This window comes from Pseudarthrobacter sp. NIBRBAC000502771 (assembly GCF_006517215.1).
Taxonomy (GTDB): Bacteria; Actinomycetota; Actinomycetes; order Actinomycetales; family Micrococcaceae; genus Arthrobacter; species Arthrobacter niigatensis.
This window is the reverse complement of record NZ_CP041187.1, coordinates 650,889-663,641: the sequence shown is the minus strand read 5'-3', so window position 1 is coordinate 663,641 and position 12,753 is coordinate 650,889. Positions and strand designations below refer to the sequence as shown.

Here is a 12,753-nt window from a genome sequence, read left to right as displayed (position 1 = left end):
CTATGCATTTCGGTCCAGCAAGTCAGCAGGCAAGGCTGTTCCTGTTTTTCCTAGGACTGCCAGTCCTACCTTCGTGGTAGAGCGCGCCGTCCCACGCAGGCACAATGGTCTGCATGGGTCAAAGCGCCGAGTTCGGAAAATTCCTCAAAGCCATGCGGTCCCGGCTGAGCCCGGATGTCGCCGGGACGGGACCCACCACAGGGGCACGCAGGGTTCCGGGCCTGCGGCGGGAGGAAGTGGCGCGGCTTGCCGGCGTCAGCACCGACTACTACGTCCGGCTGGAGCAAGGCCGGAACATCCACCCGTCCCGCACGGTCCTGGACGCCGTAGCCAGGGCCCTCCGGCTGGACAGCAGCGAGCACGCGCACATGCTGGACCTGCTCGAGAACTGCGCCGGTGCTCCCCGCGAGCCCGGTGCCAACGCTGCCCAGGGTGTCCGGCCCGCGCTGCGCCAGCTCCTGGACGCGGTGGGGGAGGTTCCCGCCATGGTGCTGGGCCGCCGGAACGATGTCCTGGCCGGCAACCGGATGGCCTTCCTCCTGTTCACCGACTTCCCTTCGTTGCCCCCCGCAGAGCGCAACCTGACCCGCTGGACCATCCTGGACCCCGCGGCGCGGGAGCTCTTCAGGGACTGGAAGACGGTTGCCGCCGAAGCGGCAGGATCCCTGCGGCTGGACGTGGGCCGGCACCCCAATGATCCCCAGGCCAGCCACCTGGTGGGCGAACTGGCTGTCCACAGCGAACACTTCCGCAAGTGGTGGGCGGGGCACCGTGTGGCCACTCGGGCTGCCGGGACCATCCGGCTGCATCATCCGTCCGTGGGGGACCTGGAACTGAACTTTGAAAACCTGGTCTTGCCGGAGGATCCCGACCAGACGCTGAGGGTGTATTCCGCCCGACCGGGGTCGCCGTCGTCGGACGCGCTGGCCCTGCTGGGAAGCCTCGGCGCCGGGCCGGACCTGGACCCGGAACGGGACGCCGCTGCCGCCACCCAGGCCGAAGCCGCGGGCTGAGCGGTCCGTCCTGGCGGGACCGGGTGTGGGCCACTGTACATTCGTCCATCGAAGTGGGTTGATTCTGGCCAGCCGCCCATTGGTGGGCGGCCGGCCTTTTCCTAGGGTGGGAGTACATGCTTACCCACGCCCATTTTTCGACACCCAGGATGGTCTCAACGATGAAACGCATCGCCCTGCTGAAGGAACGCCAGGCATCCGCCGGCGCCGCGTCCACCGCTACCGGTTCGCACTGCCCGGCTTCGGGTCTTTGGAGCCCGGACCTGGACCCACACACCGTCCTGTCCTTCTTCGAAGGCCATGTCTTTCCGGCGTTCGACGGCGTGCCCACCGTATGGCGGCGGCGCAGCCCGGGCACCGCGAACTAGGGCGCCTAAAACAGGACTGACCCGCAGCCGGCGCTGGAAAGGTGCCGGCTGCGGGTCAGTTTGCGTGGCCTAGTGTTCTTCCAGCCGGAAACCGATCTTGATGGTCACCTGCCAGTCCGCGATCTTCCCGTCCTCAAGGTGGCCGCGGACCTCCTTCACCTCGAACCAGTCGAGGTTCCGCAGGGTCTTGGAGGCTTGGGCAATCCCGTTGCGGACGGCGTCGTCCACTCCCTGGGTAGACGTGCCGACAATTTCAGAAATGCTGTACGTGTGGTTGGACAACTTCGCTCCTCGTGATCGTCGATGCTCCCGGTTGCGGGCCGTCCCTGAAGCCTAGTGGGCCTGCGGGAGCGTTGAACAGGGTCCCCTGGCAACGGGAACCGCGGACACAGCGGCTACTTGGCGTCCAGGACCAGCTGCTTCAGGTCATCGAGCGTTTGCTGCATGTGCGCATCCATGGCCTGGCGTGAGCGGGCGGCATCGCGGGACTCCAGCGCTTCGGCGATGTTCTGGTGGTGGCCGATTGCGTGCTCCTGGATTGCCGGAACGGCGGAGGTCTCGGCCCTGCGCTTTTCCAGGACGCGGTGCAGCGGCTCGAAGAGGACAGAGACGAACACGTTGCCGGAGGCGCGCAGGATGACGTCGTGGAAGGCGAGGTCGGCTTCCACGAAGGCTGCGACGTCGTTAATGCCATGGGCGGCTTTCATCGCCGCAATGTAGTTGAAGAGGGACGTGATGTCCTCCTCGACAATCCGTCCGGCTGCCAGTTCGCAGGCGCCCGTTTCGAGCATCCTGCGCAGCTCGATGAGCTGGATGGAGGCATCGGCGTCGTTCTTGCCCTCCGACGCGGCCCGGAGTACGGCTTCCAGCGAGGCCCAGCGGCTCAGGGGATTGACGAAGGTACCCCTGCCCCGCTCCACGCTGAGGATGCGCTGGGCCTGCAGTGTCTTCATGGCCTCGCGCACGGTCATGCGGCTGACTTCGTGGCGGGCGCTCAGCTCATGCTCGCCGGGAACGACGGAACCGGGCGGAAACTCGCCTTCGATGATGCGGTCCAGCAGCTCATCGGCCACCACGCCCACCAGCGACTTCCTTGCCATGTTCCCCCCGATCACTCTGTCCGGCCGACTCCTGGCGGATATGTCAGACAAGTGTACTTGCGCGTCCGTATGCCGTGTGCCACACTAATTTTCGAATGCAAGATGTCTGACATCTTACAGTTTTCTTTACATCAGGATCCGGGAGCCGGATCGCTACACAACGGAGTGCACTGTGACGCATGAAGCAGACGTTCTGGCCGCCTATCCGGCAGACCTCGAGATTCCCGCCGGGCTGGTTGCTGCCACGCTGGCCGCTTCCAACGCGGACGTTCCCCGCGTCCTGGTAGTGCTCGACGACGACCCCACAGGCACGCAGTCCGTGGCTGACCTGCCGGTGCTCACCCGCTGGGACGTGGAAGATTTCACCTGGGCCTTCGGCCAGGGCAAGCCCGCCGTGTATGTCCTGACCAACACCCGCAGCCTCGACCCGGCCGAGGCTGCAGCCCGCAACGAGGAAGTGGTCCGCAACGCGCTTGAAGCGGCAGGTTCGGCGGAGTCTGCCGGTTCCAGTCTTCGGCTGGGATTCGTCAGCCGGAGCGATTCCACCCTCCGCGGCCACTTCCCCCTGGAGCCGGACGTCATCGCAGCCACGGTTGCCGAAGTCAGCGGCGAAAAGACCGACGGCGTCGTCCTGGTCCCCGCCTTCCCCGACGCCGGCCGGCTCACCATTGGCGGCGTCCATTACATGCGCGGCACCGGTGACGCGGCGGGAACCCTGGTCCCCGTCTCCGAGACCGAGTTCGCCAAGGACGCCTCCTTCGGCTTCAGTACGTCCGTCATGGCGGACTACATCGCAGAGAAGTCACAGGGCCGGTTCCCGGCAGACTCCGTGATCGTCCTGGACCTGAACATCATCCGTGCAGGTGCCTCCGCGCAGGACCCGGCCATCTCCGCCAAGGCGATCGCCGATGCCATCGAGCCGGCCACCGATTCCACCCCCATCGTCGCGGACATCGTCACCGAGAACGACTTCCGCGCGCTGGCCCTGGGCCTGGAAGAAGCCGAGCGCCGCGGGAAGAAGCTCCTGTACCGCGTTGGCCCGCCGTTCGTCCGCGGCCGCATCGGCCAGGAAGTACGCACCGCACTCACGGCCGGGGAGGCCTACGCCGGCAACACCCCGTCCGGGGCCGGCGGCCTGATCGTGGTGGGCTCGCACGTCGGCGTCACCACGCGCCAGCTCAACGTCCTCACCGCGGAGCACGGCTCCGCGCGGATCATTGAGATCGACGTCGAGAAGCTCCTCGGTGCCGAACCGGACGCTAAAGCCCACCTGGACCAGACCGTGGACGCCGTCGTCGAGGCCCTCCACGCCGGGGACGTCATCGTCCACACCAGCCGCCTGCTGATCAAGACCGATGACCCCGCCGAAAGCCTGCGGATCGCCCGTACGGTGTCCGCCGCCGTCGTCGCCGTGGTCAACCGGACCCTGAAGACCTTCCCGCCGCGGTTCGTCATCGCCAAGGGCGGCATCACGTCCTCGGACGTCGCAGCCCACGGACTGGAAATCCGCCACGCGATCGTGCGCGGACCCATGCTGCCCGGCATCGTCAGCCTCTGGGAGCCCGTGGACGGTCCCGCCAAGGGCATCCCGTACATCGTCTTCGCCGGCAACGTGGGCGACGACGATTCCCTGGCCCAGGTCACCCGCAAGCTCAGCAGTACTTTCTAGAAGCCCCGCAAGAATTCAATGGAGAACACCATGACCAGCAACTACACCGTCACCGTCCTGGGCCTCGGGGCCATGGGCCTGCCCATGGCCACCCGCCTGGCTTCCCAGCTGACCGTCCACGGCTTCGACATCGCCGAGCCCCGCCTGGAGCTGGCCCGGGAAGCCGGGATTGCCACCTTCACCACGGCCCGGGAAGCCGCCAAGGGTGCCGACGCCGTCCTCCTGGCCGTCCGCAACGGCGAGCAGCTCAACGACGTCCTCTTCGGCGAGAACGGCGTGGCCTCCGTGCTGGAGCCCGGCGCCGTGGTGATCCTTGGCAGCACGGTGGGCACCGACGCCATCCCCGCCACCGTGGCCAAGCTGGCCGAATACGGCGTGGACCTGGTGGATGCCCCGCTCTCCGGCGGTCCCAAGCGCGCCGGTGAAGGCGACCTGCTGATCGTCGTGGGTGCTTCCCCCGAAGCCCGCGAAAAGGCCGCCCCCGCCCTGGACCTGCTCGCCTCCACGCTTACCGTGGTGGGCGACAACCCCGGCGACGGACAAGCGCTGAAGACGGTCAACCAGCTCCTGTGCGGCGTCCACATTGCCGCCGCTGCCGAGGCCCTGGCCCTGGCCGACGCGCTGGGACTGGACCAGGCCAAGACCCTCGCCGCCCTGGAAGCAGGCGCGGCAGGTTCCTTCATGCTCTCCAACCGCGGCCCGCGCATCCTCGAGGCCTACGACGAGGAAGGCGCCGAGGTGCTGTCCCGCCTGGACATCTTCGTCAAGGACATGGGCATCGTGGGCAAGGCCACCCGCGCCGCAGGCCTGGCAGCCCCCGTTGCCGCCGCCGCCGAACAGCTCTACCTGCTGGGCCAGGCCCAGGGCCTCGCCGCCGCCGATGACTCCGCCGTCATCAAGGTGGTCGCGCCGGCAAAGCGCACCAAGTAGCCCAGCGCACCTGATAAGCCACCCTCCTGCCCTTGCGGCAAAAGGTACGACGACGGCGGTCCCCCCTCCGCCGTCGTCGTCCCTCCCAGCGCTGCCGGCGCAGTCCCGCAACGTTTATCCCCACCCCACCATTCCCTGATGCCGCCCTGCCCCGGGACCGGCACGTCAAAGGAGACATCCCCCTGTGAACCACCTGATGAACCCGCTGCTGCAGCGGGCGGCCGATGCCCCGGCCATCAAGCCCGCCGTTGAGCTGGGCACCCCGGTACTGCTCACCATCGCAGCGGTGGGCATCGCCATCCTGCTGGTGATGATCATCCGCTTCAAGGTCCAGGCCTTCGTGGCCCTGCTGACGGTCAGCATCCTGGTGGCCGTCGCCGCCACCATTCCGCTGCAGGACATCTTCACTGTGGTCTCCAGCGGTGTGGGCAGCACCATGGGCAAGGTCGCCATCCTGATTGCGCTCGGCGCAGTACTGGGCCGCATGATCGAGGTGTCCGGCGGTGTCCAGTCCCTCGCCGACCATTTCACCCGCAAGCTCGGGGCCCGCCGCGTGGCCGTGGCGCTGACCGCCGTCGGCTTCCTGGTGGCCATTCCCGTCTTCTTCGAGGTGGGCATCATCGTGCTGGTGCCTATCGTGTACGCCTTCGCCAAGATCGCCAAGGTGCACCCGGTCAAGTTTGGGCTGCCCATGGCCGGCATCATGCTCTCCATCCACGTGGCTGTCCCGCCGCACCCGGGAATCGTTGCCGGCGCGGGCGTCCTCGGCGCCGACATCGGACTGATCGCGCTGATCTCGCTCCTGATCTGCGTGCCGCTGGGCTTCCTGTCCTACTGGGTGGCTTCCATCATGAACCGCAAGGACTACGAACTGCTGCCCGCGGTGAAGACCCAGGTTGAAGAGTTCGGTTCCAAGTCACTGGTCAAGGTAGGCCACGACGGTCCCGGCGCCGCCGCCGTCGCACCGCCGCGCCCCGGCCTGATTATCTTCCTGATCGCAGCGCCCATCGTGCAGATCCTGCTTGGCACCGTGGGCACGCTCGTCATCCCCAAGTCCGATCCGCTGTACGGCCTCGCTTCCTTCATCGGCAACCCCTTCCTGGCCCTGCTGGTGGCCGTGGCGCTGTCCTTCTTCCTGCTGGCTGTCCGCCGCGGCTGGTCCTTCAAGGAAACCGGCGAAATCTTCGAGGGCTCCCTGCCCCCCATCGCCTCGATCCTGATGGTGGTGGCCGCCGGCGGCGTGTTCGGCAACGTCCTGCAGGTTTCCGGCATCGGCGGCGCCCTCTCCAAGACCCTGGACACCCTCGGTGTGCCGCTGCTGCTCCTGGGCTTCATCATCTCGCTGGCCCTTCGCGCTGCCCAGGGTTCAGCCACCGTGGCCATCGTGACCACCACCGGCCTGCTGTCCGCTGCGGTCAGCGGCGGCGGCTACAGCCCGGCCCAGATCGCCGTGATCGTCATCGCCATCGGTTTCGGTGCCCTTGGCCTGTCCCATGTGACGGACGCCGGCTTCTGGGTTGTCGTCCGGTACTACGGCCTGACGGTGTCCGACGGCCTCAAGACCTGGACCGTCCTGACCACCATCCTGGGCGTGGCCGGCTTCGCGCTGACCTTCGTGGCCTGGATCCTGGTGGGAGGCCTGGGCGCCTGATGCATACCCGACTGGACTACTTGGTCACCTCCGCCCTCCAGAAGGGCTCCGCCGTGCCGGCCTTCACCTGCTACGACTTCACCACCGCGCTGGCAGTGGTGGCGGCCGCCGAGGAATCCGGCCGGGGCGTGATCCTGCTGGTGGCCCCCAAGACCGCCGCCACCCCCAACGGACTCCGCCTTATTGCCGCCCTCCGGGGCCTGGCGGATTCTGCCGACGTGCCGGTCGCCTTGCAGCTGGACCACGCTTCAGACCTGAAAGTCATGGCCGAAGCCGTCGCGGCAGGGGCGGACTCCGTCCTCGCCGACGGTTCGTCCCTCCCGTATGAGGACAACATTGCGCTGGTCCGGGCGGCCCGGGCCCTCCTCGGCGCAGACGTGGTGCTCGAGGCGGAGCTGGGCGGCCTGGCAGGGGACGAGGACCGTGCTTTCCAGCCCGGCCAGTCCGGCGTCGACGTGGCGGGCCTGACCGACTCCGCGCAGGTGGAGGACTTCGTGTCCCGCACCGGCGCGGAACTGCTGGCCATCGCCGTGGGCAACGTCCACGGCAAGTACAAGGGCGAGCCCAGGCTGCGCTGGGACGTGCTGCAGGACATCGCGGCGCGGATCCACATCCCGCTGGTGCTGCACGGCGCCTCCGGCATCCCGGCCGAAGAACTGGTCAAAGCCGCGGCCATGAACGTGGGCAAGGTCAACTTCAACACCGAACTGCGGACCGGCGTGCTGGCCACCCTCCAGGACCAGCTTCCCGCCCACCGAGCCGACGGTGAAAACCTCCAGGGCCTGCTGGCGCTGTGGAACCAGTCGGCGAAGGGGTTTGCCGGCACCACGCTGGCCACGCTGGCGCGATAGGACAGCCGCGGTGAGGGGGGAGGCTAGGATCGAGCCATGATCCTGGCCTCCCTTCTTTTTGCCTTCCTCGCCGGCGCGCTGCACGTCTTCATCTTCACCATGGAGTCCCTCACCTGGACCCGGCCCGCCACGTGGAAACGGTTCGGGGTCGCCTCCCAGCCGGACGCCGAAACCACCAAGTCCCTGGCGTACAACCAGGGCTTCTACAACCTGTTCCTCGCCATTGGGGCCTTGATCGGCGTGGGCCTTGTGGCTTTCGCCGGTGCCGGATCGGCGCAGGCCGTGGCAGGCTGGACCCTCATCTTCAGCTGCTGCGGCTCCATGCTGCTGGCGGCCGCCGTCCTGGCGCTCACCGGACGCAAGTACCTCCGCGCGGCCGCAACCCAGGGCACCACGCCGCTGCTCGCCGTCGTACTCGGACTGCTGGCAGTGCTGCAATAGCGGCAGAAGGGACGGAAGTCCTCAAACCGGGCAGGTAACGGGGGCACAATAGAGCCGTGGGCAGCGTCGCATCGTTGCAGGTCCCATGCGCAGCACCGTAGGGCGGGGGACAGGAACCGGGGCGGACACGGCGGACCGTGATCCGGCGATCGACCTTGTCCGCTTCGTCTGCCTGGCATTGGTGGTGGTGGGGCATTCCATGATGGTCAGTCCGGTCCTCCACCCGGACGGGACCGTGACAACGGAGAACACCCTTGGCGACCAGGACTGGTTTGTCCCGGTCATCTGGATCTTCATGGTGATGCCCCTGTTCTTCGTTACCGGGGGTGTGACCGGGCTGCAGTCCTGGCGCCGGCTTAAGGCGCGGGGCGGCACGGCGGCCCAGTTCCTCCGTGCGCGGCTCCTGCGCCTGGTCCGTCCGGCCACTGCGCTGCTCGCGGCGATGGTCCTGGGACTGTCGTTGGCCCGTGCCCTCGGGGTGGACCAGCAGGTAGTCCAGCTCATGGCCACCGGCGCGGGCATGCCGCTGTGGTTCCTGGCGGCCTACCTCGCGGCGCAGTTGAACATTCCGGTCCTGGCGGCGCTCCATGCGCGTTCCCCCTGGCTGGCGCTCGGCCTGCTCCTCGGCCTCGTGGTTGCCGTGGATTGCCTCCGGGAGGCGCTGCCGAACCTTGCCTACGCGAACCTGGTGTTCGTCTGGTGCGCAGTGCAGCAACTGGGCTTCCTGGCGGCCGACGGCTGGACGGCCCGGCTTTCCCGTTCCGGCCTGCTGGCCATCGCGCTGGCAGCAAACCTTGCGTTGGGCTTAGTGACGGGGCTGGGGCTGTATACCGGCAACATGCTGGTGAACCTCAATCCACCCAACCTCACCCTGGTCCTTCTGGGCGTTTCCCAGCTGGCCGTGATGGAACTGGCACGGCCTGTCCTGGCGGCGCTCGCCAAGGTCCGCTGGATTGGCCGCCTCGTGGCCATGGCGGGCCGCCGGTCCCTGACGGTGTACTTGTGGCACCTGCCGTTGCTGGGCGCAATGTCGGGACTGCTGCTCCTGGTGCCGTTTCCCAAGCCCGGCGCCGGCACCGCCGCATGGTGGTGGTCACGGCCCCTGGTGGTGCTGGCGCTGGTCATCCTGCTCCTGCCGGTGGCCGCAGCCTTCGGCCGCCTGGAGGACCGGACGACGCCGGCCGCCACCATCCGCTGCCGGCCCGCCATGGCGGGGGCCGCCGTCGTGGTGGTCTTCATCCCGGTGGCCGATGCCGCACTCAGCGGACTGTCGCTGGGACTGCTGGCAGCCGGAACAGTGTGTTTCTCGGTGGCCCTCCTGTTGCTGCGGGGTTCACCGCTGGGCCGCCGGCAGGCATTCCGGCGCCCCCATGGCCGATGGACCATTGCCAGCGGACTGAAGTAGTGCCAGTGTCGAACCATGACCGAGTACACCACGTCCGCGGAGGACAAGTTCACCGCCAACGTCTCGCTGAGGCGCAACGACGAGCAGCATTGGTACGAGCTCCTGGTGGACGGACAGCTCGCGGTGCAGGCCTTCTTCCACGACCTTCCCGGGCACATCGACTTCACCCACACCGAAACCGGCCGGGATTTTGAGGGCCAGGGGCTGGGAAAGGTCCTGGCGCATTTTGCCCTGGATGACGTGGTGGCCACGGGCAAGCGGATCATCCCGCACTGCCCGTTTATTTCCAGCTACCTTCGCAAGCACGAAGGCTACGAGCAGTTTGTCGACTGGCCGGAGGGATGACCCCAGGACGCCGGCATGAGTGCCGGCGGTGGTCAGCTGGCCAGGGCCTGGTCGCTGACTGCCGCTACGGCTCCCGGATCGTCGATGGTGAAGCCGCACGCGCAACGGTAGGTGACGATGCTCTCCGGCACGGAGCCGGGACGCAGGGCAACGACGGTGTTGCCGTCCACGTAGACGGGCTGCCGGACCGGAAGTTCGTCCGGATCGACGCGCTGCATCGGCGTACGGCAGTGCATGCGCGAGTTCAAGGTCATCAGCAGGCCGGCGTCCACGGGTACGGTGGTGGACAAGGCCGGGCCAGCTGTTTGGGTGCCTTCCCCGGACGCCGTCAGCTGGTGTTCCATTGCGGTGGTCATTATGTTCTTCCTTGGGCTTCTTCACGGAACCGCCGGCGGTGGCAGTCCCGCCGCGAACTGCTTGCGGAGGTTCATCTGTCACCATAAGCAAAGCATGCTTATTATTTGGTGCACAAGTCAGGGCCTCATCTCCAGTTCCAGCCCCGCCGGCGCTGCCAAGTCCAGGCGTGCCAGAACAGCAGGGCAATCAGGACGGCAATCCCGCCGGAAATCCCCTGCGGGGCAAAGGCGAACACGAGATAGTCGAACGTGGCCCGGTCTCCCATGGACACGAACATGGGGTTGTTCAGCAGCGCCGACGCTCCGCCGGCAATCATTGCGGCGCACAGCAGCCACAGCGCCACGATGAACGGGTTGGGCGCCGGCCATGACCTTGGCGTCCCTGCCGGCTCAGCACCGTCTGCTTCAGGCGCTACGGGTTGTCCGTGCCTGTCCACTTCGCGGAATCCGAGCGCCCCGGAGTGTTGCTGTTCCATGTTTCCCCCTCAGGCAGCAGCCCGGCCGGCCGCCGGCGGTACCAGCCTAGCGGCCCACAACATGCTCCCGCTGGCTAGGCTTGCAGCATGACGCCAACCAGCACCCGAACCACAGCACTCGTCACCGGCGCCAGCGCCGGCCTGGGCCACGAATTCGCAAAGCAACTTGCCGCGCAGGGGCATGACGTGGTGCTGGTGGCGCGCAACGCCTCCCGGCTTGCGGCAACAGCGGAGGAATTCCAGCGCCGCTATGGCATCTCAGCTGAGGTGCTCGCCGCGGACCTGACGAAGGATGGCGACGTCGCCGCCGTCGTCGAACGCCTGAAGGACCCTGCGCGGCCGGTGGGGATCCTGGTGAACAACGCCGGGATCGGCCTGCTGCACAACTTCGAGGACAACCACCCGGCGGAGGAGGCGAGCCACCTCAAGCTGCACGCGGAAACGTCCATGCTACTTACCCACGCGGCCCTCAAGGGCATGCTGGAACGCGGGGGCGGCAGGATCATCAATGTGGCCAGCGTGGCGGCATTCCTGCCGCGCGGCACCTACTCGGCTGCGAAGGCGTGGCTGGTGAGTTTCAGCCGGTGGGCAAACCTGGCCTACCGCAAGCGCGGCGTCAAGGTCACCGCTGTCTGCCCTGGGTTCACCCACACCGAATTCCACGACCGGATGGGGATGGACAAATCGGTGGCCCCGTCCTGGACGTGGCTGCGGGCGGAGCGGGTGGTCCGGGAAGGCCTGGCGGACAACGAGCGCGGCAAGGCGGTGTCCATCCCGTCCAAGCGCTACAAAGTGGTGGCAGCGGTGGCCAAGGTGGCTCCGGCGCGGCTAATGGCCGGGCCGGCGCGGAAGCCGAAGTAGGCCGGAGGTCCGGCCTCGAAGCCGGGGAATCCCCTTCTGCGGCCTCGAACCTGACCTGCGGACGGCCACCACCACCAGGATCCCCAGCAGCGCGCCCACCAGCGTCTCCACGGCCCGCTCAAGGATCAGGACCCTCGGTTCAATGGGGGAGGCCAGCTGGGTCATCAGCAGGATGACAGGGGTGAACCAGACCATGGCCAGGCCGTAGTGCCGGGTCATGAACAGTTCAGTGGCGAACTGGAAGAGGATCACCAGCAGGGCCAGCACCACACCCCGGTGCACCGGCTCCTGCAGGGCCGGGTACAGCGCGGACAGGGTCCACGGCCCGGGAATGAGGACGACGGCGGTGACGCCCAGCCCAATGAACGTCCCCACGATGCGGTGGACACCCCGCCGGACGCTGCTGGGGAGGTCTGCACCAGCGAGCGGTACGGCGGCTGCGGCCATGGCCCAGTGCGGGTGGCCGCTGCCGCTGATGACGCCCACCGTCCCGGCAGCACCCACCGCCAGGACGTACCGGGCGGCGTGCACCGACAACTCCCGGCGCCCCGCCGCCGAACGGCGCGGAACGCTCCGGGTGGCCCCTGGCTCCCAGGACCGCCGCCGCACCCAGCCGCTGAATCCAACCAGGATGGAAAACACCGACGATCCCGCTGCGATAAGCAGGGCGGCGTACCAAGGGACCGCGGTGGGAACGGAAGCACAGGCACCCAGGGCGAGGATCCCGAAGAAGGGCCCGTTAGGTTTCAGCCGCACCCTGTCCGCGTAGACCGAGCCTACGCCGGCCAGTGTGGCTTCCACGGCCACCAGCCACCAGGAATGGATGTGGTTGATGGACAGGGTTACGCCCACGGCCACGCCGGTGAGCAGTACCAGGGCACCTTGGCCCTGGTGGCGGAGCCGCAGCTGGTGCGGTTCCTGCCGGCCATACATGCCGGTCAGCGCGCCGAAGACGGCGTAGATGATGAGGTCCGCGCGGCCCAGGGCCAGCAGGAGCAACGAGGGGACAGCCACGCTGATGGCAACGCGGAGGGCGGCAAGGTTGTCTCCATTGGCGGGTTCGAGCCGGTGCAGTGCGCGCACCTGCTCCCTGACGCGCTTCATGGTCGACCTGTCCTGTTTTGGTGGGGGCACAGCAGCCCGGGGCCCTTGTGAAATTACCACCGCGCCGCGGGCACAGTCATATGCGGTCAGTCATAAGGGGACATCAGGCGGGCACGCAAAGGCCCGTCCAGCGTGGTTCCCCCAAGGAACCACGCGGGACGGGCCTGTGAGCGTGGGCTACAA

Annotated in this window: 15 protein-coding genes; 10 read left to right on the top strand and 5 right to left on the bottom strand. The window is 67.6% G+C overall.

Annotated elements, in window-relative coordinates:
• Positions 1-113: 113 nt before the first annotated feature.
• Both NIBR502771_RS03170 and NIBR502771_RS03165 read left to right on the top strand, forming a co-directional pair.
• The gene (locus tag NIBR502771_RS03170) at positions 114-1,013 is read left to right on the top strand and encodes a helix-turn-helix transcriptional regulator (RefSeq protein ID WP_141158438.1); all 900 of its coding nucleotides are present in this window, start codon (positions 114-116) and stop codon (positions 1,011-1,013) included.
• A gap of 161 nt (positions 1,014-1,174) precedes the next feature.
• The gene (locus tag NIBR502771_RS03165; protein WP_056331347.1) at positions 1,175-1,381 is read left to right on the top strand and encodes a hypothetical protein; all 207 of its coding nucleotides are present in this window, start codon (positions 1,175-1,177) and stop codon (positions 1,379-1,381) included.
• A 69-nt stretch (positions 1,382-1,450) separates the two neighbouring features.
• Here the strand turns inward: NIBR502771_RS03165 and NIBR502771_RS03160 are convergent, their stop codons facing one another.
• Both NIBR502771_RS03160 and NIBR502771_RS03155 read right to left on the bottom strand, forming a co-directional pair.
• Positions 1,451-1,663: a dodecin gene (locus tag NIBR502771_RS03160; RefSeq protein WP_141158437.1), complete on the bottom strand. Its 213-nt coding sequence runs from the start codon at positions 1,661-1,663 to the stop codon at positions 1,451-1,453.
• Between the two features lie 113 nt (positions 1,664-1,776).
• Entirely contained in the window at positions 1,777-2,481 is a 705-nt protein-coding gene (locus tag NIBR502771_RS03155) for a FadR/GntR family transcriptional regulator (protein WP_141158436.1), read from the bottom strand.
• Positions 2,482-2,653: 172 nt separating this feature from the next.
• Between NIBR502771_RS03155 and NIBR502771_RS03150 the strand changes: the two genes are divergently transcribed.
• The 7 genes from NIBR502771_RS03150 (at position 2,654) to NIBR502771_RS03120 (ending at position 9,773) form a co-directional block, all read left to right on the top strand.
• Complete coding sequence (locus NIBR502771_RS03150; RefSeq protein WP_141158435.1) at positions 2,654-4,150, top strand: four-carbon acid sugar kinase family protein; 1,497 nt, start codon at positions 2,654-2,656, stop codon at positions 4,148-4,150.
• 30 nt (positions 4,151-4,180) lie between these two features.
• Positions 4,181-5,080, top strand: a complete 900-nt coding sequence (locus tag NIBR502771_RS03145; protein WP_141158434.1) for an NAD(P)-dependent oxidoreductase — start codon at positions 4,181-4,183, stop codon at positions 5,078-5,080.
• A 184-nt stretch (positions 5,081-5,264) separates the two neighbouring features.
• Positions 5,265-6,731 (top strand): GntP family transporter, encoded by a 1,467-nt coding sequence (locus NIBR502771_RS03140; RefSeq protein ID WP_141158433.1) that lies wholly within the window; start codon positions 5,265-5,267, stop codon positions 6,729-6,731.
• Positions 6,731-7,582 carry a class II fructose-bisphosphate aldolase gene (locus NIBR502771_RS03135; protein ID WP_141158432.1) on the top strand — a complete coding sequence of 284 codons (852 nt, stop codon included), beginning with the start codon at positions 6,731-6,733 and terminating at the stop codon, positions 7,580-7,582. The genes NIBR502771_RS03140 and NIBR502771_RS03135 overlap by 1 nt, the downstream gene beginning before the upstream one ends.
• Before the next feature lie 36 nt (positions 7,583-7,618).
• A complete protein-coding gene (locus NIBR502771_RS03130; RefSeq protein WP_141158431.1) occupies positions 7,619-8,023 on the top strand; it encodes a DUF1304 domain-containing protein in 405 nt (134 codons plus the stop codon).
• An 85-nt stretch (positions 8,024-8,108) separates the two neighbouring features.
• Positions 8,109-9,428 (top strand): acyltransferase, encoded by a 1,320-nt coding sequence (locus NIBR502771_RS03125; protein WP_141158430.1) that lies wholly within the window; start codon positions 8,109-8,111, stop codon positions 9,426-9,428.
• Between the two features lie 15 nt (positions 9,429-9,443).
• Entirely contained in the window at positions 9,444-9,773 is a 330-nt protein-coding gene (locus NIBR502771_RS03120) for a GNAT family N-acetyltransferase (protein WP_141158429.1), read from the top strand.
• A 32-nt stretch (positions 9,774-9,805) separates the two neighbouring features.
• Here NIBR502771_RS03120 and NIBR502771_RS03115 read toward each other — a convergent pair whose 3' ends face one another.
• Complete coding sequence (locus NIBR502771_RS03115; RefSeq protein ID WP_141158428.1) at positions 9,806-10,129, bottom strand: hypothetical protein; 324 nt, start codon at positions 10,127-10,129, stop codon at positions 9,806-9,808.
• 125 nt (positions 10,130-10,254) lie between these two features.
• Entirely contained in the window at positions 10,255-10,605 is a 351-nt protein-coding gene (locus NIBR502771_RS03110) for a hypothetical protein (protein ID WP_141158427.1), read from the bottom strand.
• An 87-nt stretch (positions 10,606-10,692) separates the two neighbouring features.
• On the opposite strand from NIBR502771_RS03110, the gene NIBR502771_RS03105 reads away from it, so the two are divergent.
• Positions 10,693-11,466 (top strand): SDR family oxidoreductase, encoded by a 774-nt coding sequence (locus NIBR502771_RS03105; RefSeq protein ID WP_141158426.1) that lies wholly within the window; start codon positions 10,693-10,695, stop codon positions 11,464-11,466.
• Here the strand turns inward: NIBR502771_RS03105 and NIBR502771_RS03100 are convergent.
• Entirely contained in the window at positions 11,434-12,570 is a 1,137-nt protein-coding gene (locus NIBR502771_RS03100) for an FUSC family protein (RefSeq protein WP_141158425.1), read from the bottom strand. The genes NIBR502771_RS03105 and NIBR502771_RS03100 overlap by 33 nt on opposite strands.
• Positions 12,571-12,753 lie beyond the last annotated feature (183 nt).